General features: G+C 73.1%; 20 protein-coding genes. 9 read left to right on the top strand and 11 right to left on the bottom strand.

Annotated features, from left to right (window positions below; translation table 11 throughout):
• Positions 1–115: 115 nt before the first annotated feature.
• From ACWGN5_RS16520 to ACWGN5_RS16495, 6 genes are all read right to left on the bottom strand, one after another.
• Positions 116–2008, bottom strand: coding sequence for a helix-turn-helix domain-containing protein (locus ACWGN5_RS16520; RefSeq protein ID WP_453515477.1), 1893 nt, complete (start codon positions 2006–2008; stop codon positions 116–118).
• 83 nt (positions 2009–2091) lie between these two features.
• The gene (locus tag ACWGN5_RS16515; RefSeq protein ID WP_453515475.1) at positions 2092–2931 is read right to left on the bottom strand and encodes a 3-hydroxybutyrate dehydrogenase; all 840 of its coding nucleotides are present in this window, start codon (positions 2929–2931) and stop codon (positions 2092–2094) included.
• A gap of 55 nt (positions 2932–2986) precedes the next feature.
• Positions 2987–3469, bottom strand: a complete 483-nt coding sequence (locus ACWGN5_RS16510) for an NUDIX hydrolase (RefSeq protein ID WP_453515474.1) — start codon at positions 3467–3469, stop codon at positions 2987–2989.
• 57 nt (positions 3470–3526) lie between these two features.
• A complete protein-coding gene (lnt, locus tag ACWGN5_RS16505) occupies positions 3527–5125 on the bottom strand; it encodes an apolipoprotein N-acyltransferase (protein WP_453515472.1) in 1599 nt (532 codons plus the stop codon).
• Positions 5126–5225: 100 nt separating this feature from the next.
• The gene (locus ACWGN5_RS16500; protein ID WP_453515470.1) at positions 5226–5798 is read right to left on the bottom strand and encodes a hypothetical protein; all 573 of its coding nucleotides are present in this window, start codon (positions 5796–5798) and stop codon (positions 5226–5228) included.
• Between the two features lie 183 nt (positions 5799–5981).
• Complete coding sequence (locus ACWGN5_RS16495) at positions 5982–6776, bottom strand: glutamate racemase (protein WP_453515468.1); 795 nt, start codon at positions 6774–6776, stop codon at positions 5982–5984.
• 58 nt (positions 6777–6834) lie between these two features.
• Between ACWGN5_RS16495 and ACWGN5_RS16490 the strand changes: the two genes are divergently transcribed.
• The gene (locus ACWGN5_RS16490; protein WP_453515465.1) at positions 6835–8013 is read left to right on the top strand and encodes a glycosyltransferase; all 1179 of its coding nucleotides are present in this window, start codon (positions 6835–6837) and stop codon (positions 8011–8013) included.
• 31 nt (positions 8014–8044) lie between these two features.
• Here ACWGN5_RS16490 and ACWGN5_RS16485 read toward each other — a convergent pair whose 3' ends face one another.
• The gene (locus tag ACWGN5_RS16485) at positions 8045–9472 is read right to left on the bottom strand and encodes an amino acid permease (protein ID WP_453515463.1); all 1428 of its coding nucleotides are present in this window, start codon (positions 9470–9472) and stop codon (positions 8045–8047) included.
• 160 nt (positions 9473–9632) lie between these two features.
• On the opposite strand from ACWGN5_RS16485, the gene ACWGN5_RS16480 reads away from it, so the two are divergent.
• Positions 9633–10469, top strand: coding sequence for an IclR family transcriptional regulator (locus tag ACWGN5_RS16480; protein ID WP_453515461.1), 837 nt, complete (start codon positions 9633–9635; stop codon positions 10467–10469).
• Between the two features lie 28 nt (positions 10470–10497).
• Here the strand turns inward: ACWGN5_RS16480 and hutC are convergent, their stop codons facing one another.
• Positions 10498–11274, bottom strand: a complete 777-nt coding sequence (hutC, locus tag ACWGN5_RS16475; protein ID WP_453515458.1) for a histidine utilization repressor — start codon at positions 11272–11274, stop codon at positions 10498–10500.
• Between the two features lie 184 nt (positions 11275–11458).
• On the opposite strand from hutC, the gene hutU reads away from it, so the two are divergent.
• Positions 11459–13144, top strand: a complete 1686-nt coding sequence (hutU, locus tag ACWGN5_RS16470) for a urocanate hydratase (protein ID WP_453515456.1) — start codon at positions 11459–11461, stop codon at positions 13142–13144.
• A complete protein-coding gene (gene hutG / locus ACWGN5_RS16465; RefSeq protein WP_453515454.1) occupies positions 13141–14121 on the top strand; it encodes a formimidoylglutamase in 981 nt (326 codons plus the stop codon). Before hutU ends, hutG begins: the two co-directional genes overlap by 4 nt.
• Before the next feature lie 83 nt (positions 14122–14204).
• Here the strand turns inward: hutG and ACWGN5_RS16460 are convergent, their stop codons facing one another.
• From ACWGN5_RS16460 to hutH, 3 genes are all read right to left on the bottom strand, one after another.
• The gene (locus tag ACWGN5_RS16460) at positions 14205–14774 is read right to left on the bottom strand and encodes a HutD/Ves family protein (RefSeq protein WP_453515451.1); all 570 of its coding nucleotides are present in this window, start codon (positions 14772–14774) and stop codon (positions 14205–14207) included.
• 113 nt (positions 14775–14887) lie between these two features.
• On the bottom strand, positions 14888–17599 hold the full coding sequence (locus tag ACWGN5_RS16455; protein WP_453515448.1) for an aminotransferase class I/II-fold pyridoxal phosphate-dependent enzyme: 2712 nt from the start codon (positions 17597–17599) through the stop codon (positions 14888–14890).
• Positions 17600–17737: 138 nt separating this feature from the next.
• A complete protein-coding gene (gene hutH / locus ACWGN5_RS16450; protein ID WP_453515446.1) occupies positions 17738–19273 on the bottom strand; it encodes a histidine ammonia-lyase in 1536 nt (511 codons plus the stop codon).
• A gap of 150 nt (positions 19274–19423) precedes the next feature.
• On the opposite strand from hutH, the gene ACWGN5_RS16445 reads away from it, so the two are divergent.
• From ACWGN5_RS16445 to ACWGN5_RS16425, 5 genes are all read left to right on the top strand, one after another.
• Entirely contained in the window at positions 19424–20209 is a 786-nt protein-coding gene (locus ACWGN5_RS16445; protein WP_453515445.1) for an IclR family transcriptional regulator, read from the top strand.
• A gap of 387 nt (positions 20210–20596) precedes the next feature.
• A complete protein-coding gene (locus ACWGN5_RS16440) occupies positions 20597–21580 on the top strand; it encodes an ABC transporter permease (RefSeq protein WP_453515442.1) in 984 nt (327 codons plus the stop codon).
• A gap of 1 nt (position 21581) precedes the next feature.
• On the top strand, positions 21582–22433 hold the full coding sequence (locus ACWGN5_RS16435; RefSeq protein ID WP_453515440.1) for an ABC transporter permease: 852 nt from the start codon (positions 21582–21584) through the stop codon (positions 22431–22433).
• Complete coding sequence (locus ACWGN5_RS16430; RefSeq protein WP_453515437.1) at positions 22430–24535, top strand: dipeptide ABC transporter ATP-binding protein; 2106 nt, start codon at positions 22430–22432, stop codon at positions 24533–24535. The genes ACWGN5_RS16435 and ACWGN5_RS16430 overlap by 4 nt, the downstream gene beginning before the upstream one ends.
• A 121-nt stretch (positions 24536–24656) precedes the next feature.
• Positions 24657–26354, top strand: coding sequence for an ABC transporter family substrate-binding protein (locus tag ACWGN5_RS16425; protein WP_453515435.1), 1698 nt, complete (start codon positions 24657–24659; stop codon positions 26352–26354).
• Positions 26355–26366: the final 12 nt, after the last annotated feature.

Raw genomic sequence — 26366 nt, 5'->3', positions numbered from 1 at the left:
CAAGCATATCACTTTCTGCCGCCAGGCCAACTGCTCGTCAATTCTGCGGCCGGCGAGCGCAGTTGAGCCGCCATCTCATTGGCTTGATCTCACCGACGCGGCGCCTGCCCGCCGCTCAGCGGGCGACGGCCGCCGACATCGCGTGCAGGCGCAGGGCCAGTTGGATCTCCAGGGCGCGGGCCGGGGACTGCCAGTCGGGGCCGAGGAGACGGGCGACGCGTTCCAGGCGCTGAGCCACCGTGTTGACGTGGACGTGGAGTTCGTCCTTGGTACGGGCCGGGCTCATGCCGCTGGCGAAGTAGGCGTCCAGGGTGCGGACCAGGTCGGTGCCGCGGCGCCGGTCGTAGTCGACGACCTGGCCGATCGTCCGGCCCACGAAGCCGTCGATGTCCCGGCCGTCGGCGAGGAGGAGGCCGAGGAAGCCGAGGTCCTCGGCGGCCGCGCCCTGGCCCTTGCGGTGCAGCAGGACGAGCGCGTCCAGGCAGCGGCGGGCCTCCTCGTACGCGACGGCCACCTGGTCCGGGCGGTCGAGGACCCCCCGTACCGGAGCGGAGGCGCCGACGGTGACCGGCTCGCGCAGGGTGCCGCCCAGGCCACGGGCGGTCTGGCGGGCGAGCTCGGCGGCGCTCTCCCCCGGCCCGAGCGGCAGCAGCAGGACCGTACCGCCGTCGCGGGCCGAGGCGAGTCCGTGGCGGGTGGCGGCCAGGTGCGAGGCGGCCGACCACAGGCGCCGCCGGTCGGCGCTCTCCCGGCGCCCGGCCTCGGAGTCGCCGGCGTCCTCGGCGGCCCGGTCGACGCGGGCGGCGAGCACGACGTGTGGGGCCTCGCTGTCGGTACGGAGGCGGGCGGCGCGCTCGCGCAGCAGGCGGCGGTCCCGGTCGGGGGCGTCGAGGAGGTCGTCCAGGAGCTCGCCCCGTACCCGCTGTTCGGCCTCGCCCGCCGAGCGCCGGGCGAGCAGCAGCAGGGAGGTCACGAGGGCGGCCCGCTCCAGGGTGCGCTGGTCGACGGGGTCGAGCTCGGGCTGCCCGTGGAGGACGAGCGCGCCCAGCGTCTCGCCGCCCGCGGAGACGGCGGCCACCCAGTCGTCGCCCTCGCGGACCGCGTGGCCCCCGGCGCGGCGGGCGGTGCCGGCGCCCGCCTCGGTGAACTCGACGGTGCCGCCGAGGACCTCGGAGACGGCGTGGGCCACGTCGTGGACGCCGCCGCCGTGCAGGACCAGCTCGGAGAGCCGGTCGTGGACCTCGGAGGCCCGCTCGATGACGGCGCTGTGCTCGCGGATGATGTCGTTGGCCCGCTCCAGCTCGGCGAGGGCCGAGCGGGTCTCGGCGAGCAGGTTGGCGGTGTCGATGGCGACGGCGGCGTGCGCGGCGAAGGAGCCGAGGAGCGCGACCTGCTCGCGCTCGAAGACCCTGGCCCTGCGGTCGGCGGCGAACAGCACGCCGATGACCTGGCTGCCGAGGCTGAGCGGCACGCCGAGGATCGCGACGAGGCCCTCGTCCCGTACGGCCGCGTCGATGGCGCGGGTGTGCTGGAAGCGCGGGTCGGCGAAGTAGTCCTCGGTGACGTAGGGCCGGGCGGTCTGGGCGACGAGGCCACCGAGCCCCTCGCCCATGCCGAGCCGGACCTGCTGGAACCGGGCGGAGACGGAGCCCTCGGTGACCCGCATGTACGTGTCGCCGGCCGTCGGGTCGTTGAGGCTGAGGTAGGCGACCTCGGTGCCGAGGAGCGAGCGGGCGCGCTGCACGATGGCGCGCAGCACCGCGTCGAGATCGCGGAGTCCGGCGAGGTCGTGGGCGGTGGCGAAGAGGGCGGAGAGTTCCGCCTCGCGGCGCCGCCGCCCCTCCAGCTCGGCCCGGACCCGCAGCGCGAGCTGCTTGGCCTCCTCGAGTTCGGCCAGTGCCTCGGGGCCCGCGCCGCTCGCGCGGGCGAGCAGGACGGGCCGGTCGTAGGCATCCGTCGCCGCGCCCCGGGCGAGGAGTTCCAGGTACGAGAGGTGTTCGTGGGACATGGACACAGGGATACCTGCCGTACGTGTGGTCCCACCACCCCTGTGGACCAGCCCCCTGTGGACACGCCGCACAGGGGGCTGCCTCAGTGGGCGGTCCAACCGCCGTCGAGGGTGAGGGAGCTGCCGGTGATGAACGAGGCCTGGGGGGTGCAGAGGTAGAGGACGGCCTCGGCGACCTCCTCCGGTTCGATGAGCCGCTTGAGCGCCGAGTCCTTGAGGAGGACCTCGGCGAGGACGCGCTCGGGCGGGATGCCGTGGGCGGCGGCCTGGTCGGCGATCTGCCGTTCGACGAGCGGGGTGCGGACATAGCCGGGGTTGACGCAGTTGGAGGTGACCCCGTGCGGCGCGCCTTCGAGGGCGGCGGTCTTGGAGAGGCCCTCCAGACCGTGTTTGGCGGCCACGTAGGCGGACTTGAAGGCGGAGGCGCGCAGTCCGTGGACGGAGGAGAGGTTCACGATCCGCCCCCAGCCCTGGCCGTACATATGGGGCAGGGCGCCCCTGATGAGCCGGAAGGGCGCCTCCAGCATCACCGTGAGGACGGTGTGGAAGACGTCCGGCGGGAACTCCTCGATGGGGCGGACCAGCTGGATTCCGGCGTTGTTGACGAGGATGTCGGTGCCGGCGGCCGTGGCCTCCGCGGCGTCCAGGTCGGTGAGGTCGAGGAGGTGGGGTTCGAGGGTGCCGGGGAGCGCGTCGGCCTCCTCGGCCAGGGTCTCCAGGCCCTCGGCGGCCCGGTCGACGGCTCTGACCCGGGCCCCGGCGGCGGCGAGCCGCAGGGCGCAGGCGCGCCCGATGCCGCCGGCCGCGCCGGTGACGAGCGCGGTGCGGCCGGTGAGGTCGAGGGCAAGGCCCGCGGCGCGGGGCAGGGGCGAGGCGACGTCCGCACCGGCTTCGGTGCCGGGGACGGTGATGGGTGCGCTCATGCTCCGCACCCTATGAACGGGCCCCTCCCCCACCGATGTGCGCCGGGCCCATAGTTCAGCTGGTTGCTGTGGTGCGGAACCATGTGGGTTCATCGGCGAGCGCCTTCTCGATCCGCAGGTACGAGAAGCGCTTCATCTCCGGCAGCCGGTCCACCTCGAACCAGCCGACCTCGGTCGACTCGTCGTCGTTGACCCGCGCCTCGCCGCCGACGGCCCGGCAGCGGAAGGCGACGTCCATGTACTGGCAGGTGTCGCCGTTGGGGTAGACGACGGGCTTGCGCAGGGTCTCCACCAGGAGGATCCGCTCGGGCACGCAGCGCACGGCGGTCTCCTCGTACACCTCGCGGACCACGGCGTCGGCGGGCTGCTCCCCCGGGTCGACGATGCCGCCGACGACCGCCCAGAGACCGTTGTCGGCACGCTTGCCGAGCAGGACCCGGCCCCGGTCGTCGAAGACGACGGCGCTGACGCCCGGCAGGAAGAGCAGCTGGTGGCCGGCCGTCTTGCGCAGTTCGAGGATGAAGTCAGGAGTAGCCATGCCCCGACCCTAGATCATCCACGGATCGGGGCCGGGGTCACGGCGGGCCCCCGGGGCTCAGGCCGCCGGGGTGCGCCGGGCGCGGACCGCGCGGGCGGCGGCCCAGCCGAGTCCGGCCGCCGCGAGCACGGCGAGCAGGGCCTCGGGCAGGGTGCCCAGGCGGGTCGCGGGGGTCTGCGAGGAGCGCAGCGGCACCTTCTCGACGAGGACGTCGGGGGTGAACATCTTCGTCTGCGCGACGATCTCCCCGTCGGGGCGGATGACCGCGCTGACGCCGCTGGTGACGGGCACGACGACCGACCGGCTGTGCTCGACCGCGCGCACCCGGCTCATCGCGAGCTGCTGGTAGGTCATCTCGCTGCGGCCGAAGGTGGCGTTGTTGCTGGGGACGGTGATCAGCTGGGCGCCGTGGGTGACGGTGTCGCGCACGGCCCAGTCGAAGGCCGCCTCGTAGCAGGTCGCGAGGCCGACCTTCGTACCGGCGAGGTCGAAGACGCCGACCTTCGTACCGGCGCCGAAGTCGCGGGCCACCCGGTCGACGTTGCTGTTGAAGATCCGTACGAAGGACCGCATCGGGATGTACTCGCCGAAGGGCTGGACGTGCCGCTTGTCGTACGTGGCCACGGGACCGCGCTCGGGGTCCCACTCGATGAGGGTGTTGCGGAGCTTGCCGGTCTCGGGGGTGACGACGGCGCCGATCACCGTCGGCACGCCGATCTCCCTGACGGCGCCGTCGATGACGTCGGCCGCGTCGGCGTTGGCGTACGGGTCGATGTCGGAGGAGTTCTCCGGCCACAGGACGAAGTCGGGCTGCGGCTCGCGGCCCTCCTTGACGGCCTGGGCGAGCTCGCGGGTGCGGGCCACGTGGTTGTCGAGGACGGCCCGGCGCTGGGCGTTGAAGTCGAGGCCGAGGCGCGGCACGTTGCCCTGGACGGCGGCGACGGTGGCGGTGCCGTCCTCGGCGGAGTCGTCGACGAGGGGCAGCGCGGCGAGGGCGCCGGTGACCGGGAGGAAGACGGAGAGCGCGGCGGCGGCGAGCGGGCCGCGCGGGACGGTGCCGGTGGCCTTGTACGCGCGGAACCGCCGGACCGCCTCGTACAGGCCGAAGCCGCAGAGGGCGACGGCGAAGCCGAGCACGGGGGTGCCGCCGACGGCGGCGAGCGGCAGGAAGAGGCCGTCGGCCTGCCCGAAGGCGACCTTGCCCCAGGGGAAGCCGCCGAAGGGCACGCGGGCGCGTGCCCCCTCCGCGAGGATCCACACCCCGGCGGCGAAGAAGGGCCACCAGGGGAGCCGGGAGACGGCCGCGATGCCGAGTCCCGCCGCGGCCACGAACAGCGCCTCGACGGCGGCGAGCGCGAGCCACGGACCGGCGCCGACCTCCTCGCCGGTCCACACGAGGAGCGGCAGCAGGAAGCCGAGTCCGGCGAGGTAGCCGAGGCCGAACCCGGCACGGGGACGGCGGCCCCGGAGGGTCCAGCCGAGCAGGGCGAAGGCGGGCAGCGCGAGCCACCACAGGGGGCGCGGCGGGAAGCTCAGGTAGAGCAGGATCCCGGACAGCAGAGCCGCCCCGGGCCGCACGAGCCGCCGGAGCCGGGAGGCCGGCGTGGCTGCGGTGTCGGGTCCGGACGCGTCGACGGGGGTGATGGTGGCGCTCACCTTGCGGAGTCTACGTGTCCTCCGCAGCCGCGAGGAGGGCGGTGCGGCCCGGCCGCGGAGGGTCCTCCGGGGGGTGTACGGGGGTGTCTCGTCGGCCCGGTCAGACACCGGTCGCGGCGGGCGGGACCGGCGGCGCCGGGTGGCGGAGGCGGGCGCGGATGACACGGACCGCGGATTCGGCGTCGTCGACGGTCACCGTGAAGGTCAGGCCGTCGCCGAGGCGCAGGACCAGACCCTCGCCGCGCCGGACGACCACGGCCGTGCCCTTCTCGGGCCGCCAGCGATAGCCCCAGCCGCCCCACTGGCGCGGGGTGACGCTGGGCGCGAAGTCGGCGCCGACGACCTGGTTGAGCGGGATGCGGCGGCGCGGCACGCCGATGTGGCCGCAGCGGACCTCCATGGCGCGGTCGTCGACCTTCACGGCGACGTGCACGAAGGCGAGGGTGCCGAAGAGGACGAGCAGCCCGGCGGCGACGCAGCCGATGACGGCCATCAGGAGGGCGGCGATGCCGGAGGTCCACGCGGACTCGACCGCGAGGGTGATGCCCAGGGCCATGCAGGCGGCGCCGGCGACGGCCGCGACCCACTGGAAGCGGTTGGTGGCGCGGCCGGTCCAGACGGCGGGTGCCGGCTCGTCGGCGCGCGGGTTCGAGTCCCGGGAGTGCTCCCTCATAAGGGGAGAGTACCCAGGATCGGAAGAAGCAGCGCGCCGGAGCGCGGTCTTCTGGTGACGCTCGGTGAGGGTGCTGACGTGCGGCGCCGGGATGCTCGGTGAGGCGTCGGTGTGCGGCGCCGGGATGCTTGGCGAGGCGTCGGTGTGCGCCGCCGGATGCTCGGTGAGCGGTCCGGGGGGTGCTCAGCGCACGGCGGCCGTGGCGGCGAGGGCGCGGCCCTCGGCGTAGGTCAGGGCGGTGGCGGGGAGCTCGCCGGGCCGTCCGCTGAGCAGGACGGAGAGGGTGCCGGTGGGGTCCGCTTCGGGCGCGGGCTCGGCGCCGATCCGGCGCAGGGCCTGGGCGGCGACGGCCTCGGCGGAGCCGTGGAAGACGATCGGCGGCAGCCCCGCCAGGCGGCGGTCCTGCAGGGCGGCGAGGATCCGCTGCTCGACGAGTTCGTAGTGGGTGCAGCCGAGGACGACGGCGCGGACGTCGGTCGGGGTGAGCGCGGCGGCCGCGGCGACGGCGGCGTCCACGGCGTCCGTGTCGGCGTGCTCCACGGCGTCGGCGAGACCCGGGCAGGGCACCTCGGTGACCTCGGCGCCGTCGGCGAAGTCGCGGATGAGTCCGCGCTGGTAGGCGCTGCCGGTGGTGGCGGGGGTGGCCCAGATGGCGACCTTGCCGCCGGCCGCGGCGGCCGGCTTGATCGCGGGCACCGTGCCGATGACGGGGATCTCGGGTTCGAGGGCGGCGCGGAGGGCCGGGAGGGCGTGCACGGTGGCGGTGTTGCAGGCCACGATGAGTGCCTGGGGCCGGTGCGCGGCGGCGGCGAGGGCGACGTCGAGGCCGCGCCCCGTGAGGTCCTCGGGGGTGCGGGGGCCCCACGGCATGCCGTCGGGGTCGTTGGAGAGGAGGAGATCCGCGTCCGGCCGGAGCCGCCGCACCGCGGCGGCCGCGGGGAGGAGGCCGATTCCGGAGTCCATGAGCGCGATCTTCACCCGGTCACCCTAGCCGATGAGCCTCGCGCGGCCCGCGATCTGGGGCAGACTGCCGCGAATGAGCACCTTCGCCTGGTTCTCGATCGTCTCCCTGGCCGCCTGGGTCTGGCTGCTGCTCGGCCAGGGCTTCTTCTGGCGCACGGATCAGCGGCTGCCGCCGGCGCGCGGGCCCCGAGCCGGCGGGTGGCCGCGGGTGGCCGTCGTGGTGCCGGCGCGGGACGAGGCCGAGGTGCTGCCGATGAGCCTGCCCTCGCTCCTCGTACAGGACTATCCGGGGGCCGCGGAGGTGTTCCTCGTCGACGACGGGAGCACGGACGGTACGGGGAAGCTCGCCGTGGAGCTGTCCGAGCGGTACGGCGGGCTGCCGCTGACGGTCGTGTCGCCGGGAGAGCCGGAGCCGGGCTGGACGGGGAAGCTGTGGGCGCTGCGGCACGGCATGGCACGGGCACGCGCGCGTGGGCCGGAGTACCTCCTCCTGACGGACGCGGACATCGCGCACGAGCCGGACAGTCTGCGGCGGCTCGTCGCGGCGGCCGTGGAGCACGATCTGGACCTGGTGTCGCAGATGGCGCGGCTGCGGGTCGCGAGCTTCTGGGAGCGCCTGGTGGTGCCGGCGTTCGTCTACTTCTTCGCCCAGCTCTACCCGTTCCGCTGGATCAACCGGCCGCGGCCGCTGGCGACGGCCGCGGCGGGCGGCTGCGTGCTGCTGCGGACGGAGGCGGCGGTGGCGGCGAACGTGCCGGAGGTGATCCGGCAGGCCGTGATCGACGACGTGTCGCTCGCGCGGGCGGTGCGGCGGGCCGGGGGCCGGATCTGGCTGGGCCTCGCGGAGCGGGTCGACAGCGTCCGCCCGTATCCGGGCCTGGGCGAGCTGTGGCGGATGATCGCGCGGAGCGCGTACGCGCAACTGCGGCACAACCCGCTGCTGCTCGCGGGGACGGTGGCGGGTCTCGCCCTCGTCTATCTGGTGCCGCCGGCGGCACTGGTGGCGGGGGTGTGGACCGGGGACGCGGTGACGGCCTGGGCGGGCGGGCTCGCCTGGGCGGTGATGGCGGGGACGTACGTGCCGATGCTCCGCTACTACCGGCAGTCGCTGTGGCTCGCTCCGCTGCTGCCGTTCACCGCGTTCCTCTATCTCCTGATGACGGTGGACTCGGCGGTCCGTCACTACCGGGGCCAGGGCGCCGCGTGGAAGGGCCGGACGTATGCCCGCCCGGAGGCGGCGCCGGACCGGTGAACGGCCCGGGCCGCCCTCGCCCGGCCGCGGGTCAGCCGATCCGGGCGGGCTGATCCGCCGCCGCGGGGGTGTCGGCGGGCGCGGCGCCGACCGCGGGCCGGGGCCGCCCGCGGCGGACGGCGAGGAGGTGGACCACCGTGAGCAGGGCCAGCCAGACCACGCCGACCTCGAGCGCCACGCGGGTGCTCTCGTGGACGCCGAGCAGGACCAGCACCGCCGCCATGAAGACGAGGGCGACGATCTGGCCGTAGGGCCAGAACGGGGCCGGGAACTTCAGGGCCGCGGACTCCTCGGCGGTCATCGCGCGCCGGGCCTTGATGTGGGTGAGCAGGATCATCACCCAGACGAAGACCGTGGCGAACGTGGCGACGGAGGAGATGATCAGGAAGATCTCGCCGGGGACGAGCGCGTTCAGGACCACGCCGAGGAGCAGGGCGCCGATCATGACGAGGGTGGTCACCCAGGGCACGCCGTTGGGCGTCGTGCGACGCATGGCGGAGGGGCCGTGGCCGCGCTCGGCGAGGCCGTACATGGTGCGGCCCGCGGCGAAGATGTCGCTGTTGATGGCGGACAGGGCAGCCGTGAGGACCACGACGTTGAGGACGGCGGCCGCGGACTTGAGGCCGACGCCGGCGAAGATCTGCACGAAGGGGCTGCCCGAGTCGCTGATCTGCTGCCAGGGGGTGATCGACATGATCACGGCGAGGGTCAGCACGTAGAAGAGGATGATCCGCAGCGGGATGGCGTTCACCGCGCCCGGGATGGTCTTCTCCGGGGACTCCGCCTCGCCCGCCGTGACGCCGATGATCTCGGTGCCGCCGAAGGCGAACATGACGATGGCGAACGAGATCACGAAGCCGTCGACGCCTCCGGCGAAGAATCCTCCGTCGGCCCAGAGGTTGTCGATGCCGACGTGGACGTGGCCGCCGCCGAGGCCGAAGGCGATCACCGCGATTCCGACGACGATCATCGCGACGATGGCGACGATCTTCACGAGGGAGAGCCAGAACTCCAGCTCACCGAAGACCTTGACGCTGACGAGGTTGAGCGCGCCGACGACGAGGACGGCGGCCAGGACCCATATCCAGCGCGGGACTTCCGGGAACCAGAAGCCCATGTAGACACCGATGGCGGTGACGTCGGCGACGGCGACGATGACCATCTCGAAGGCGTACGTCCAGCCGGTGACGAAGCCGGCGAGCGGCCCGAGGTGCCGGTTCGCGTACTCGCCGAAGGAGCCGGCGCAGGGGGACGCCACGGCCATCTCGCCGAGGGACCTCAGGACGAGGAAGACGGCGGCGCCGCCGATCAGGTAGGCGAGCAGGACCGCGGGGCCGGCCGCCTCGATGGACGCGGAGGAGCCGTAGAAGAGCCCGGTGCCGATCGCGGAGCCGAGGGCGATGAAGCGGATGTGCCGTGAGGTGAGCCCGCGGCTCAGACCGGCGTTTTCGGTACGCAAACGAGTGTCTCCCTCTTGGGGGGGGGCGGGGTGCCGCGGAGCGAGCCGGAGGACCTGGCGGAGCGGTGTGCCTCGCGGCACCGGCCTGTCGTCCGAGCTTTCGACGGCGAACGCCAGCCTGTATATTCCTGTCTATACAGGTGCGTCAAGAGGTGATCCGATGAGTGAACGCAGTCAGACGCCCGGTCCGGCCTCCAGCGCTTCCCCGGCCGTCGCGCGCGCCCTGGACATGCTCGTGTACCTCGCCGGCCGGCCCGGCCTCGTACAGGCCGCCACGCTCGCCCGTGACCTGGGCATTCCGCGCTCGTCCGCGTACCACATCCTCACCGTGCTGACCGACCGCGGCTTCGTCACCTACGTCCCGTCGGAGCAGGCGTACGGGCTCGGCGTCGCCTCCTTCGAGGTGGGCTCGGCCTATCTGCGCCACGAACCCCTGGAGCGGCTCGCCCGGCCGATCCTGCGCGCGGCCGCGAGCCGCCTGGGCCAGACCGTGCACCTCGGCATCCTGCACGGGGCGGAGACGGTCTACCTGCTCAAGGAGCGGCCCCCGGCCCGGGCGGGGGACATCGACATCGCACTCGTGACGGACGTCGGCGTTCGGCTGCCGGCCCATCTGACGGCCAACGGCCGCGCCATCCTGGCCCACACCTCGGAGGCGCAGCTGCGGGCGCTGTTCTCCCGGCCCGGCGATCTGACCACTCGCACCGGCCGCGGTCCGCGCTCCCTGCCGGAACTGGCCGGTGAGCTGGCCCGGGAGCGGGAGCGCGGCTGGTCGCAGGAGGTGGAGCTGGTGTCCCAGGGCTTCTGCTCGATGGGGGTGGCCGCGTTCGACCACAACGAGCGGCCGGTCGCCGCGATCAGCACCACCTGGCGCCGCCACCACGCCCGCCACGACACCGAGGAGGTGCGCGAGGCCCTGGCGCAGGGTGCGGCGCGGCTGACCGCGGCGGTCTCGGGGCACGCGCCGACGGGCGCGGGGGCGCAGACCGCCGCCTGATCCGTCTCAGCGCCGGTTCAGCGCCGTCTCAGTGCGTGGCGAACGCGCCTTCGAGGCGGTACCGGGAGCCCGGGTGGAGCAGGCGCGCGATGCTCACGAGCGCGTCCCGCGACCAGGTGCGGCGTTCGATCAGCAGGCACGGCTCGGCCGGCCCGATGTCGAGGACCGCGCATTCCTCGGGCGACGCCAGGACCGCCTCCACGATGTGCTCGCCCCGGCCGAGCGGCGCGACCTTCGACAGGAACGCGTACGGCGTCTGCAACGTGAAGTCCTGGTCCAGATAGCCGGGGGCGAAGGCCGGGTTGACGTGGCGGTCCTCCAGCTGGAGCGGCACCCCGTCCTCGTAGTGCACCACCCGCGAACGGAAGACCGGCTGCCCGGTGCCGAGACCGAGGTGCGCGCCGGTCCTGTCGTCGGCCTTCTCCTCGCCCAGGGACAGCACGCGGGCGGTGTAGCGGTGGCCGCGGTGCTCCACCTCGGCGGCGATGTTGTGGACCTCCAGGAGCGCCGAGCTCGCCTTGCGCTGGGCGACGAAGCTGCCGACGCCCATGACGCGCCGGATGACGCCCTCGGCGGCCAGCTCGCGCAGGGCGCGGTTGACGGTCATGCGGGACAGGCCGAGGGCGTCGACGAACTGGCTCTCCGAGGGCAGGGCGTCGTCCTCCTGCCAGTGGCCGTCGCCGATCTGCCGCCGGACGAGCTCCTTGACGCGCTGGTACGCGGGCACGGAACCGCCCCCGCCCTGCGCGTACCACCGGGCCAGCTCCGCCGGGTCCACGACCACGCCGCCCACCGTCCTCGCCATCCGCTCCCCCTGCCTCCTGCCTGCGACGATCCTAGGCGAGCGGCGCCGTCGGCGGTCGGGCCGACGGTCCCCTCCCCGGGGAAGTGTCTCGGATCCGAGAGACCCGGGCGCCGCCGCTGGTCCCGGCTCCGCCGCTCGCGTGTCATGAAGGCGCACAACGGCTCGATCCCCCTGAGGAGCACACATGACCAGCCCTTCCCACGAAGCGCCGGGCGTCGTCCGGGCCCCCCGCGGCACCGCACTGAACTGCCTCGGCTGGCAGCAGGAAGGCGCCCTGCGGATGCTCATGAACAACCTCGACCCCGAGGTCGCCGAGCACCCCGAGGACCTCGTCGTCTACGGCGGTACGGGGAAGGCCGCCCGCAACCACGAGGCGTACGACGCCATCGTCCGCACGCTCAAGACGCTCAAGGACGACGAGACCCTCCTCGTGCAGTCCGGCAAGCCGGTCGGCGTGATGCGCACGAACGAGTGGGCGCCGCGCGTGCTGCTCGCCAACTCCAACCTGGTGGGCGACTGGGCCAACTGGGAGGAGTTCCGCAAGCTGGAGGCCGAGGGCCTGACCATGTACGGCCAGATGACGGCCGGTTCGTGGATCTACATCGGCAGCCAGGGCATCCTGCAGGGCACGTACGAGACCTTCGGCGCCGTCGCCCGCAAGAAGTTCGACGGCACGCTGGCCGGCACGATCACGCTCACCGCCGGCATGGGCGGCATGGGTGGCGCCCAGCCGCTGGCCGTGACGATGAACGACGGCGTCGCGATCTGTGTCGACGTCGACGAGACGCGCATCGACCGCCGCATCGGCACCCGCTACCTGGACGTGAAGGCCGACCACCTGGACCACGCCCTCGAACTGGCCGTCCGGGCCCGCGACGAGCGCCGCGGCCTGTCCATCGGCGTCGTCGGCAACGCCGCCGAGATCTTCCCGGAGCTGCTGCGCCGCGGCGCCCCGATCGACATCGTCACCGACCAGACCTCCGCCCACGACCCGCTGGCCTACCTGCCCGTCGGCATCGCGGTCGAGGACTGGCACAAGGAGCGCGAGGCCGACCCGGCCGGCTTCACCGAGCGCTCGCGCGCGTCGATGGCCCTGCACGTCGAGGCCATGGTCGGCTTCCTGGACAAGGGCGCCGAGGTCTTCGACTACGGCAACTCCATCCGCGACGAGGCCCGCAAGGCCGGTTACGACCGCGCCTTCGACTTCCCCGGCTTCGTGCCGGCGCACATCCGCCCGCTGTTCGAGGAGGGCCTCGGCCCGTTCCGCTGGGCCGCGCTGTCCGGCGACCCGAAGGACATCGAGGCCACCGACAAGGCGATCAAGGAGCTGTTCCCCGAGAACAAGCACCTGCACCGCTGGCTCGACATGGCCGGTGAGCGCGTCGCCTTCGAGGGCCTGCCCGCGCGCATCTGCTGGCTCGGCTACGGCGAACGCCACCTGGCCGGCCTCAAGTTCAACGAGATGGTCGCCAACGGCGAGCTGTCCGCGCCGGTCGCCATCGGCCGCGACCACCTCGACTCGGGTTCGGTGGCCTCCCCGTACCGCGAGACCGAGTCGATGCTCGACGGCTCCGACGCCATCGCCGACTGGCCGCTGCTCAACGCCCTGGTGAACACCTCCTCGGGTGCCTCCTGGGTCTCCATCCACCACGGCGGCGGCGTCGGCATGGGCCGCTCCCTCCACGCCGGCCAGGTCTGCATCGCCGACGGCACCGAGCTCGCGGCCCGCAAGCTGGAGCGCGTCCTGACGAACGACCCCGGCATGGGTGTCATCCGGCACGTCGACGCCGGTTACGAGTACGCCGCCTCGGTCGCCGAGGAGCGCGGCGTGCGCATCCCGATGACCGAGTCCGCGGACGGCGCCGCGTGAGGACCTTCCAGGAGACCGCTCCCCCGCTCACGGACGTCCCCGCCGGCCCCTGGACGGGCCGGGACGACGGGCCCGGCCCGGAGCACCTGCGGTGGCACCACGCCGTCGAGCTCGATCCGGAGCTGACCGAGCCGGGCGACGTGGCGTTCGTCGGATTCGCGAGCGACGAGGGCGTGCGCCGCAACAAGGGCCGGCAGGGCGCCGCGCAGGGCCCCGGCGCCCTGCGGCGGGCCCTCGCCTCGATGGCGCTGCCGAAGCCGCTGCGGGCCCTCGACTCCGGTGACGTGGAGGTCGTCGGCGACGCGGACGACGCCCTGGAGGCCGGTCAGGAACGGCTGGGGCGCGCGGTCGCGCACCTCGTCGACGCGGGCCACCCGGTGGTGGTCCTCGGCGGCGGCCACGAGGTCGCGTTCGGGACGTACAGCGGTCTGGAGCGTACGCGGGCGCTGACGGCCGGCCGGCGGCTCGGCGTGCTGAACCTCGACGCGCACTTCGATCTCCGCGACGACGTGCGGCCCAGCTCGGGCACGCCGTTCCTGCAGATGGCGCGGAACGAGCGGCGGCACGGCCGCGAGCTCAACTACTGGGCGCTGGGCATCAGCCAGGCCGCGAACACCGAGACCCTGTTCCGCACCGCGGAGTCGCTCGGGGTGCGCTACCTGGCGGACACCGAGTGCGGGCTGCTCGACCTGGAGCGGGTCGAGTCGTTCGTCGACGCGTTCCTCGCGAGCTGCGACCTCGTGCATCTGACGATCGATCTGGACGTGCTGCCGGCGGCCGTCGCCCCCGGAGTCAGCGCGCCCGCCGCGTACGGCGTGCCGATGGAGGTCGTCGAGCGGGTCTGCACCCGGGTCGCGCGCAGCGGCAAGCTCGTGGTCGTCGATGTCGCCGAGCTCAATCCGGAGTTCGACGTCGACCAGCGCACGGCGCGGGCCGGCGCCCGTCTGGTGCACCGGACGGTCACCACCTGGGCGTGACGCCCTCCCCCGAACAGGTCGCCAGGTCGCCCGGCAGGTGAGAGCCGCGGCCTGGCGGCCGCGGCTGTTCCGGCCTCGTCCGCTCAGCGGACGTCCGTGAGGGCGACGATCGCGAGGACCCCGTCGACGGTGATGTCGACGGGGTCCTCGTCGTCGTGGAGCAGGACCGCGTCGAGCCGGCCGAGGCGGACGGGCTCCCGGTCCAGGGCCGCGGTGCCGTCGAGGACGATCGCGAGGACGCGGGTCCCGGGGGCGGGGCGCAGGACCGTGGAGCGGCGTTCGACGGACACGTCGGCCCGCGTCGCGCCGCGCCGGACCATCACGTTGAAGTCGACGATCGGGCCGTCGAGCAGCCGGCAGTCGGTCGTGGCGTCGCCGGAGAAGGCGAAGGGCGCGTAGCGGGTGTCCACGACGTGCTCCGTGCCGTCGACGGTGAGGGCCATGCCCGGCCCGTCGACGACGGTGATGATCCGGTCGACGCCCTCGAACGCGGAGAAGGGGCCGCTGCTCGCGACGTCGGCGACGCTGATCCGCCACGCGAAGTCGTCGGTGCCTGCGCCCCGGGGATGGGCCATGACCTCGGTGGTGATGCCGCCGCCGTTCTTCCACGGGGCGGGGGTACGGTCCTGTGCGCGCAGGATCTGAGGTGCCATGAGGGGTGCTCTTCCTTCTGGATCTGGTCGAAACGTGGGTCGGTCGGAAAACACGACATCCTCCCCCGCCGCCCGGGCCGCGGGCGGGGAGGAGGTGGCGTGGGTCGGGCCGGCTAGCGCTCGGCGGTGTGGCGTGTCTCCAGGGCGCTCTCGGTGAAGACCCGGTACCCGACGGCGGGGTCGTATCCGTGGATCTCGCGGGTGTCGAGAGCCGCCATGTAGGTCAGGACGTCCTTGCTGACGACCTGACCCGGGACGAGCACGGGGAAGCCGGGCGGGTACGGGGTGACGAACGTGGCCGAGACGACCGTGCGGCCCTGCGCCATGGCGTCGTTGAGGGCGTCCATCGAGAGGTGCTCGCACTCGGTGTCGTCGTAGGCGAGGAAGAACGCCGCGCGCATGTCGCCCTCGGGGGTGCGCGGGCTCGGCCGGAACGCCGGGTGGAACGCGCTGAAGTCCGGCAGGGCGGCGGAGCCTGCGCCGAGTCCGGTGGCGGCGCTGTCGTGGGCGGCCCGGTCGTGCGGGCTCATCTCGCCGATGCGTTCCTCCAGGTCCTCGGCGATCCGGACGAGTACCTCGATCAGGTAGGCGACGGAGCTCCGGGTGGTGCCGATGTTCGTCATGAACAGCAGCGTGTTGCGGGTCGTCTTGTTGACCTGGATGCCGTGCCGGTCCATCAGGAGATCGTGCTTGAACGTGTCCCCGTCGATGCCGGTGAGCCCGATGTGCAGGGTGGCGCGGGTCGGGTCGAGGACGAACTCGTCCTCCTCCCAGGCCCGTTCCATCCGGGCGAGGCCGGTGCGCAGGGGCTGTTCGATGCCGGAGGGGCGGAAGCGGTGCGGGATGAGTTCCGGCGTGGTGAGGATGCGCAGGTAGCGGTTGAGCAGCGGGTGCTGGGCGACCGCGTCGCGGAGCACACCGGCCTGTTCGAGCTGCTTCTGCACGAGGGCGAAGCCCTCGAAGACGGCCTGCCGGCGGCCGAGGTCCATCGAGGCGAGTATCTGGTAGTTGGGCGAGGTCGAGGTGTGCGTCATGTACGCCTCGTGGAACACCTCGGCGACCTTGTGGCGGAAGTCCTGGTCGAAGACGTGGACCATGGAGCCCTGGCGCATCGACGTGAGCGTCTTGTGCGTGGACTGCGTGGCGTAGACGCGGACGCGGACCTTCTCCGGATCGGGCATCAGCCGGGTGGTGGCGAGGGTCTCGTCGTCGGGGTCGTCGCCGAGGCCCGCGCGGTGGGCCGCGTACGTGTCGGCGTACTCGGGGTCGCGGTAGCGCTCGGTGAGGGCGCGGGCCGCGGCCATGGCGGTGCGCCGGCGGTAGACGGGGTGGAAGCGGGCGAAGGCGAACCAGGCCTCGTCCCACAGGAACGCCAGGTCCGGCTTGAGGGCCAGGCACTCCTCCATGACGCGCGACGGGTTGTAGACGATGCCGTCGAAGGTGCAGTTGGTGAGCATGAGGAGCTTGACGCGGTGCAGGACGCCCTCGTGCTTGAGCATCAGCAGCTTCCGCTTGATCTCCTCCACCGGCACGGCCCCGTACATGCCGTACTCGTCGAGGGGATAGGCGTCGAGGTAGACGACATGGGCGCCGGCGAGGACGAGGCCGTAGTGGTGGGACTTGTGGCAGTTGCGGTCCACCAGCACGATGTCGCCGGGGCGTACGAGCGCCTGCACGACGATCTTGTTGGCGGTGGACGTGCCGTTGGTGACGAAGTACGTCCGGCGGGCGCCGAAGGCCTCCGCGGCCAGGTCCTGGGCCTCGCGCAGCGGGCCGGTGGGGGCGAGCAGGGAGTCCAGGCCGCCGGAGGTGGCGGAGGTCTCGGCGAGGAAGATGTTCAGCCCGTAGAAGTCGGCGATCTCCGGGATCCAGGGCGAGTTGAGCACCGAGGCGCCGCGGGAGACGGGCAGGGCGTGGAAGACGCCGGTGGGCTTGCGGCTGTGGGCGCGCAGCGCGGTGAAGAACGGGGCGCGGTGGCGTTCGGTGATGCCGTTCAGGATCGACAGGTGCAGTTCGAGGAGGCCTTCGCGGGCGTGGAAGACGCGCCGGAAGCGGCGGCCGATGCGGCCCGCCGTGGACTCGACGGCCCGTTCGGACACGAGGTAGAGGTCGAGTTCGGGGCGCAGGGCGAGGAGTCGGTCGCCGAGGGCGCGGATCCGTTCGCCACTGTCCCCGGGGGTGCCGGAGTGGTCGGCGGTCTCGTCGAAGAAGCGGCGGACGACGCTGAGGTCGTGGCGGGAGCGGTCGGTGAACCGGTCGCGGATGACGACGGCCTGGAGCCCGGAGTTGACGAGGGACGTGATGACCGCGTCCTCGAAGCTGGGGGCGACGACGATCTCGTACGCGAACTCGTCCTCGGGGCGGCGCAGTCGGCGCAGTTCGCCGCGCAGCTCCTGTTCCTCGGCGGCGTCCAGGTCGCCGACGACGAGGACCTCGAAGTACGGGGTGGAGGCTGCGGGCGGGAGGTGCACGCCGGCCGTCGTGTCGTCGGGAGCGGCGGCGGTGTGCGGGGCGGTGCCGTGGTGCCGGTGTCCTGCCAGGTCGCGGTAGAACTCCTCGGTGCGCCGGGCGAGTTGCCGATGGTCCCGCTGCGCGTACAGCCCGCGGAGTTCCGTCAGTCCGGCCGTGCCGGGGAAGGCCCAGCAGCGCTCGACGGGCGCCAGGAGGCGGAGGAGTTCCTCGATGCGCGCGGTGGGGCCCGGGCCCGGGCGGCCGTCCGCGCCCTGTGCGGCGAGGCGGTGGGTGAGGTCCGTCAGTGAGCTCCAGGCGTCGGCGCGCAGTTGCCCGACGCTGTTGTGCACCGTGGCGGTCGGCAGGTCATTCACCGGGGGAACGGCTCCTTCTGGGGGCTGCCCGGCCCGCCGCGGACGGGGAGGGCGGGGGTGGCGGGTCGAGCGCGGCAGCGGCCTGCCGCACCTTCCGGGTCCCGCGGGACCCGGAAGGTGTCGGGGACTGCGTCCCGGTCAGACCAGGGCGCCGGTCACGGACTCGGCGGCGGCCAGGGCGCGGCCGGAGGCCACGTACTGGACGGCCTCCTCGATCTCGGGGGCGAGCCAGCGGTCGGTGCCGGGGCCTTCGACGGTCGCGCGCAGGCCGTCGCGCACCGCGGCGGTGGCCGGGGCGGGGGTCAGCGGGGCGCGCAGGTCGAGGGCGCGGGCGGCGGTGTAGAGCTCGACGGCGAGGACGCGGCCGAGGCCGTCGATGGCGCGGCGCAGCTTGCGGGCGGCCGCCCAGCCCATGGACACGTGGTCCTCCTGCATGGCGCTGGAGGGGATCGAGTCGACGGAGGCCGGGGTGGCGAGCCGCTTGAGCTCGGAGACGATCGCGGCCTGCGTGTACTGGGCGATCATGTGGCCGGAGTCGACGCCCGGGTCGTCGGCGAGGAAGGCGTTCAGACCGCGGTTGCGGGCCGGGTCGAGGAACCGGTCGGTGCGGCGCTCGGAGATCGAGGCGACGTCGGCGACGGTGATGGCGAGGAAGTCGAGCACGGCGGCGACGGGGGCGCCGTGGAAGTTGCCGTTGCTCTCGACGCGGCCGTCGAGGGTGACGACCGGGTTGTCGACGGCGCTGGCGAGCTCGCGGGAGGCGACGAGCTCGGCGTGGCCGAGGGTGTCGCGGGCGGTGCCGTGGACCTGCGGCGTGCAGCGCAGCGAGTAGGCGTCCTGGACGTAGGTGCAGTCCGGGCCCGCGTGGCTGGCGATGATCGCCGAGTCGGCGAGCAGGGAGCGCAGGTTGCCCGCGCTGTCGCCCTGGCCGGGGTGCGGGCGCATGGCCTGCAGGTCGGCGGCGAAGACCGCGTCGGTGCCGAGCTGGCCCTCGACGCTCATGGCGGCGGCGATGTCGGCGGTGCGCAGCAGGCGGCGCAGGTCGTGGGCGGCGAGGACGAGCATGCCCAGCATGCCGTCCGTGCCGTTGATGAGGGCGAGGCCCTCCTTCTCCTCCAGGACGACCGGGGTGATGCCGGCCTCGGCGAGGGCCTCGGCGGCGGGCTTGCGCTCGCCGTCGGCGGTGCGGACGACGCCTTCGCCCATGACGGCGAGCGCGCAGTGCGCGAGGGGGGCGAGGTCGCCGGAGCAGCCGAGCGAGCCGTACTCGTGGACGACCGGGGTGATGCCGGCGTTCAGGAGGGCGGCGTACGCCTCGGCGGTCTCGGTGCGGACGCCGGTGCGGCCGGTGGCGAGGGTGGACAGGCGCAGCAGCATCAGGGCGCGGACGACCTCGCGCTCGACCTCGGGGCCCGAGCCCGCGGCGTGCGAGCGTACGAGGCTGCGCTGGAGCTGGGCGCGCAGCTCGGTGGGGATGTGGCGGGTGGCCAGGGCGCCGAAGCCGGTGGAGACGCCGTAGTGGGGCTTGGCGTCGTCGGCGAGGGCCTTGACGACCTCGCGACTGCGGGCGATCTCCTGGAGCGCCTCGGGCGCGAGGGACACCTGGGCGCCGAGGCGGGCAACGGACACGACTTCGTCGGCGGAGAGGGCACCGACACCAACAACAACGTTCATGCCCCTATGAAGCCGCAGGCGGGAAGGGGTCCGCGAGCCATGTGGCGCAGCTCTTGTCTGGGATCCAAGACATCGGGTCTGGGATCCCAGACATTGGGTCTGGGATCCCAGACAGAGGGTCCGGGGTCCGTCTGGTCTACTCTCGGCCCCATGAGCATCGTCCCTGCCGCCGCGCAGGTGCTGGCCGTCCTGCGCTATCTGTCCCGTCAGGCCGCGCCCGTCCCGGCGGCCGCCATCAGCCGTGACGTGGGGCTGCCGCGCTCGACGACGTACCACCTGCTCGACACCCTGGCGGCGGACGGCTTCGTGGTCCATCTGCCGGAGGAGAGGCGTTACGGGCTCGGCGTCAGCGCCTTCGAGCTGGCCTCCGGGTACGAGCGCCAGGCGCCGTTCCAGCGGCTCGCGCGGGCCCCGCTCGCCTCGCTCGTGGACCGCACCGGGCACAACGCGAACCTCGCGGTCCTGCACGGCCGTGAGGTCATCTACGTCATCGAGGAACGCGCCCCGGGCCGCCCGCCGCTGGTCAGCGAGGTCGGGGTCCGGCTGCCGGCCCATCTGACGGCGAGCGGCCGGGCCGTGCTCGCCCTGCTGCCGCCCGCGCAGGTGCGGGCGATCTTCCCCGACCGGTCGGCGTTCGTGCAGCGGCACGGCGCCGGTCCCGCGACGCTGACGGCGCTGCGCGCGCTGCTGACCCAGGCGCGGCGGCGCGGGTACGCGACGGAGGAGGGCGAGGTGACGCCGGGCCTCTCCTCGATCGCCGCGCCGGTCCTCGACCATCACGCGCATCCGATCGCCGGGGTCTCGGTCACCTTCTCCGACGCGGCCGTCGACGAGGAGGAGCGGCGGCGGATCGCGGGGCACGTGGCGCAGACGGCCCGGGACCTGACCCGCCGCGTCGGCGGCGCGACGCCCGCCCCGGGGGCCCCGTCCGCGTAACCCTCCGGGGCCCCGTCCGCGTAACCCTCCGGGGGCCCCGTCCGCGTGAGCCTCCGGGGTACCGGCCGGGGTCCTCCCCCACGCCCATCGGGCGTTTGTGAAGCGCGCCTTGCAATCACATGTCAGCCACCTGCGAATGCTTCCAGTGGTGCGGATCATGACCACAGAATGACTCGTCGCTAGGTCCCACTCCCTCTGATTCGGAGGCAGGTGGACCCCGGCACCGCATCGCGAGCACAGCATCGCCTGACCGGCTGCGCGTTTCCGCCCCTCAGAAAGCACGTCCCGCATGTCCATAACCGGCACACCCCCGCCGGCCCTGCGTACGGCCCACCCCGCCGCACCTCGTTCCGCGTCCCTCGCAGCGGCGCACGGGAAGGCGGGGTCATGCTCCGCCACCTGATGCGCAAGACGGCCGGCTGGCTCGCCATGATCGTGGTCGCCACCAACGTCACGTACGTGCTGGCCGCCTGGTTCCTCGACCCGAGGTCCACGTACAAGGACACCCGCCCGGTCCGCACCGAGGCGCAGATCGACCAGGCCCTGGCGCCCTACAACCTCGACCCACGGGTGCCGCTGGTGGAGCGGTGGTGGCACTGGTTCGGCGACGTGGTGCTCCACTTCGACTGGGGGAGGTCCCCCGTCGGGGCCTCGGTGAACGGCGAGATCGGCTTCCGGGTGCTGGTCAGCGCCCAGCTGGTCACCACCGCCACGCTCCTGTCGGTGCTCCTCGGTGTCGCGCTGAGCGTGTCCACGGCGTCCCGGCAGTACGGCTGGTGGGACCGGATCACCCAGCTGCTGTCGGTCTTCCTGTTCAACATCCCCACCGCCGTCGCCGCGCTGGCCGTGGTCCTCGTCGGGATCTGGCTCAACCAGAGCCTGGGAATGCGCTTCCTGTACGTCGCCGGGGAGAAGTCCCCGGCCGTCGAGGGCCTCCTGCCGACGGTGGTGGACCGGGTGCAGCACCTCGTCCTGCCGACGGTGAGCCTGACCCTCCTGGGCTATGTGGGCCATCACCTGACCCAGCGCACCCTGCTGCTCGACGCCATCGGCTCGGACTACGTGCGCACCGCGCGCGCCACCGGACTGACCCGCGCCCAGGCGATCCGCCGCCACGCGCTGCGCGCCTCGCTGATCCCGACCGCCACCTCCGTGGCCTTCGGCATCCCCGCCGTCTTCACGGGCGCGGTCATCACGGAGACCGTCTTCGGCTGGAACGGCATGGGCCAGTACTTCATCCAGACCATCGGCAAGAACGACGTGCACGGCACCGTCGCGGTCGCGGCGTTCGGCGCCGCCATGACCGCGATCGGCGCGATCCTCGCCGACATCGCCGTCGTCCTCCTCGACCCACGGGTGCGGGTGAGCTGACATGACGCTGTACCTGCGGCGCTTCGGCCGGAATCGCGGGGCCCTGCTCGGCGTGGCGCTCTTCGTGCTCCTGGTGCTGTTCGGTGTCCTCGGCGGGCTGCTCTCGCCCTTCGCGTACACCGACGCGGACTTCACCGCGCTCACCCAGCCGCCGAGCGCGGCCCACTGGTTCGGTACCAATCAGGGCGGGAACGACGTGTACGCCGAGGCGGTGCACGGCCTGCGGCGTTCGCTGGTCATCGCGGTCAGCGTGTCGGTCCTGACGATCGCGCTCGCCGCGGTGATCGGCGCGGGCGCCGCGTACCTCGGCGGCAGGGTGGAGAAGCTGACCCTGGCGGTCATCCACTTCCTGCTCGTGATCCCGTCGTTCCTGATCCTCGCCCTGGTCTCGCACCGTCTCGCCGGCGACTGGCAGGCGCTGATCCTCGTGCTCACCGTCTTCGGCTGGATGACCACCGCCCGCGTCGTCTGGTCACTGTCCACGTCGCTGCGCGAACGCGACTACGTCCTCGCCGCCGAGTTCATGGGCGTACGGCCGTGGCGGATCGTGCTGCGGCACATCATCCCCAACCTGGGCTCCCTGCTCGTGGTCAACCTGACCCTCGGGATCGTCGCCACCGTGCTCAGCGAGACGGCCCTGTCGTTCCTCGGCTTCGGCGTCCAGACCCCCGACGTGTCGCTGGGCACCATGCTCGCCGACGGCTCCGGCACCATCACCAGCGCCCCGTGGCTGTTCGCGTTCCCGGCCGGCCTCGTCGTCCTGCTCACCGTGTCGATGACGCTCGTCGGCGACGGGCTGCGCGACGCCCTCGACCCCACCTCGGTATCGGCGGCCTCGGGAGGCGCACGATGACGTTCACCCTCCTGCCCGTTCCCCAGTCGCCCTCGTGCGGCGCCGGGCCGGCCCCCGTCCTGTCCGTGCGGGACCTGCGGATCTCCTTCCCGTCCGAGGCGGGACCCGTCGAGGCGGTGCGCGGGGTCGACTTCGACCTGCTGCCGGGCCGGACCCTGGGCATCGTCGGCGAGTCCGGGTCGGGCAAGTCCGCGACCGCGATGGGCGTCATGGGGCTGCTGCCGCCCACCGCACGCGTGTCGGGCCAGGTGCTGCTCGGCGGCCGCGACCTGGTCGGCCTGGACGACAGGCAACTGTCCCGGATACGGGGCAAGGACATCGGCATGGTCTTCCAGGACCCGCTGTCCGCGCTGACCCCGATCCACTCGGTCGGCCGGCTGCTCTCCGACGCGCTGCGCGTGCACCAGGACCTCACGAAGCAGACGGCGTGGAACCGCGCGGTCGAACTCCTCGACCTGGTCGGCATCCCCGAACCGCGGCGCAGGGCACGGTCGTTCCCGCACGAGTTCTCCGGAGGCATGCGTCAGCGCGTCGTCATCGCCCTGGCCATGGCGAACTCACCGTCGGTCATCGTGGCCGACGAGCCCACCACCGCCCTCGACGTGACCGTCCAGGCCCAGATCCTGGACGTGCTGCGGACCGCGCAGACCGAGACCGGCGCGGCGGTCGTGCTGATCACGCACGACCTCGGTGTCGTCGCCGGGTACGCCGATGACGTCGCCGTGATGTACGCCGGGCGGATCGTCGAACAGGCGGGCGCCGAGGCGCTGTTCCGGCGGCCCACCATGCCGTACACGATCGGCCTGCTCGGCGCGGTGCCCCGCCCCGACGCCCCGAAGGACCGCCCCCTGGTGCCGATCGGGGGCGAACCCCCGTCCCTGGTGTCGCTGCCCGCCGGATGCCCCTTCGCGGACCGGTGCCCCGCCGTGCTCGACCGCTGCCGTACGGAGGAGCCCGAGGCGGTGCCCGTCGCCGGGCACGGGGAGGTCGCCTGCCTGCGCGCCGACGAGATCGCCGACGGCCGGCTCGCGGTGGACGCGCTCTTCCCGGCACCGCGGGGGCCGGAGGCCCCGGAGGGCACCGGCCCGGGCGAGGTGGTGCTGCGGGTGTCGGGGCTGGGCAAGACCTTCCCCGTCACGAAGGGCGCGTTCCTCAGGCGCCGCGTCGGCACCCTCCACGCGGTCAGTGACGTCGGATTCGACCTGCGGGCCGGCGAGACCCTGGGCCTGGTGGGCGAGTCCGGCAGCGGCAAGACCACCACGCTCCTCGAGATCCTGCGGCTCAGGCCGCCGGAGAGCGGCCGGATCGAGGTCGCCGGCACGGACGTCGCGGGCCTCGGCTCCGGCTCCGCCGCCGCCGAGCGGCTGCGGGAGCTCCGCGGCGCGGTGCAGATCGTCATGCAGGACCCGATGGGCTCCCTCGACCCGCGGCTCCCCGTCTCCCGGCTGCTCGCCGAACCCCTGCGGGCGGTCGGTGTCGACGGGCCGGCGATCCGGGCCCGGGTGACGGAACTCCTCGGCATGGTCGGCCTCGACGCCTCGGTGGCGGACCGTTTCCCCGGGGCGCTCTCCGGAGGGCAGCGCCAGCGCGTCGGCATCGCCCGCGCCCTGGCGACCCAGCCCCGGATCGTCGTCCTGGACGAGCCGGTCTCGGCCCTCGACGTGTCCGTGCAGGCGGGCGTCGTCAACCTGCTCGCCCGGCTCAAGCGCGAACTCGGCCTCGCGTACCTGGTCGTCGCGCACGACCTGGCCGTGATGCGCCACTTCGCCGACCGCATCGCGGTCATGTACCTCGGTCACCTCGTCGAGACCGGCAGCACCGAGGCGATCTTCGAGAACCCCCGGCACCCGTACACCGAGGCCCTCCTCTCGGCGATCCCGGTACCCGACCCCCGGCACGAGCGCTCCCGCGAGCGGATCGTGCTCGAAGGCGAACAGCCGAGCGCGACGGACCTCCCGCGGGGCTGCGTCTTCGTCGACCGCTGCCCGCTGTACCGGTCGCTCGGCGACGAGGGACTGCGGGAGCGATGCCGTACGCAGCGGCCCGCCCTGGGCCCGGCGGCACCCGGCACCGGCCACCGCCACGCCTGTCACGCCCGCTGACCCCGATCCCGGGCTCCGGGCCACGAGCCCCGGCCCCACCCGCAGACGTCGGGCCCCACACGCCGGCACCGCACCCCCTGGTGCCGCCGCACCCCATGAAGGAATGAGGATCCACTCCGCCATGCGATCGAGAATCGCCGTCCCCGCAGCCGCCGTCACCGCGGCCCTCGCTCTCGCCGTCGCGGCCTGCAGCGCCTCCGGCCCCGGCACACCGGGCGCCGGCGAGGCCTCCGGGAAGGGCGCGACCCCCGCCGCGGCCTCGGCCCAGGTCGACTACAACCCCCAGCCCTACGAAAACCTCAAGGACGGCGGCACCTACACCACCGCCGGCACCATCGACGACCAGGGCAACCCCTTCAACGCCAACGCCACGCTCACCGCCAAGCGCGTCTGGTTCTGGTACAACCCGGACGTCATCACGTACTCCCCCACCGGTGAGGCGCAGTACAACCCGGACTACCTCAGCGACGTGAAGGTCAGCGCCGACGGCGGGAACCAGCGGGTGGTCCTCACCCTCAACCCCAAGGCCACCTACAACGACGGCACCCCCATCGACTGGACGGCCGTCAAGGCGACCTGGCAGGCCAACAACGGCGCGGACAAGAAGTACAACGCCACCGACACCGAGGGCTACAGCCACATCACCTCGGTCACGCGCGGCAAGGACGACAAGCAGGCGGTCATCGACTTCAAGGGCGCCGCCCCCTGGTGGTCGAGCCTGTTCACCACGTTCCTGCACCCCAAGGCCGCCACCCTGGCCGGCTTCAACGACGCCTACGTCAAGAAGGTCCACCCCGAGTGGGGCGCCGGCCCGTACACCGTCGGCACGTTCGACCCCGAGGGCGGCGACCTCACCTTCGTACGCAACCCCAAGTGGTGGGGCAAGAAGGGCAGGCTCGACCGGCGCGTCTACGTCAACCTGGAGTCGGACGCCGCGGCCAACGCCTTCAAGAACGGCCAGATCGACTACTCCTCCGCCGGCGACGCCGAGGGCCTGAAGCGCCTCTCCGGCGTCCAGGGCACCGAGATCCGCCAGGGCGGCAGCCCGTTCGCGTACTCCTTCTACGTCAACGCCAAGTCGCCCAACCTGCAGGACGTCCAGGTGCGCAAGGCGCTCCTGGAGAGCATCGACCGGACCCAGATCGCCAAGATCCAGTTCCAGGGCCTGGGCGACTACAGCGAGCCCCTGCCCGGCTCCCTGCTGCTCTTCAGCTTCCAGAAGGGCTACTCCGACAACGTCGGCGCCGTGATCAAGCACGACCCGGAGAGCGCGAAGAAGACGCTGGAAGCCGCGGGCTGGAAGCCCGGCGCCGACGGCATCCGCGAGAAGGACGGCAAGAAGCTCGCCGTCACCTACACCCTGCGCGGCGACGACCCGCTGGAGAAGGCCACCGCGGGCGCCCTCGTGCAGATGCTCAAGCCGGTCGGCATCCAGGTCGGCCTCAAGAACTCCACCGAGGCCGACTTCGCCAAGATCCTCACCGACCGCAGCTTCGACCTCTTCCTCGTCGGCAACCGGGCCCCCGACCCGTTCGGCACCCGGTACCTGTGCGAGTTCTACTGCACCGACAGCGCCTCCAACCTCGTGAGCATCGGAAGTCCCGCGCTCGACAAGGAGATCCACGCCGTCTCGGAGATCGCCGACCCCGCCCGGCAGACGGCCGAGGCCAACGCCGTCGAGCGCAAGGCCCTGGCGCAGTACGGCTACCTGCCCCTGTTCAGCGGCCCGTCCATCTACGGTGTCAGGAACGGCCTGGCCAACGTCGGCGCCACCATCTTCGCCACGCCCCTGCCGGAGACCGTGGGCTGGCGGAAGTAGCCCGGTGACCCC

This window comes from Streptomyces sp. NPDC055815 (assembly GCF_053616475.1).
Note: the sequence above shows the minus strand (reverse complement) of the source record. Positions and strands in the feature narration are given on the sequence as shown.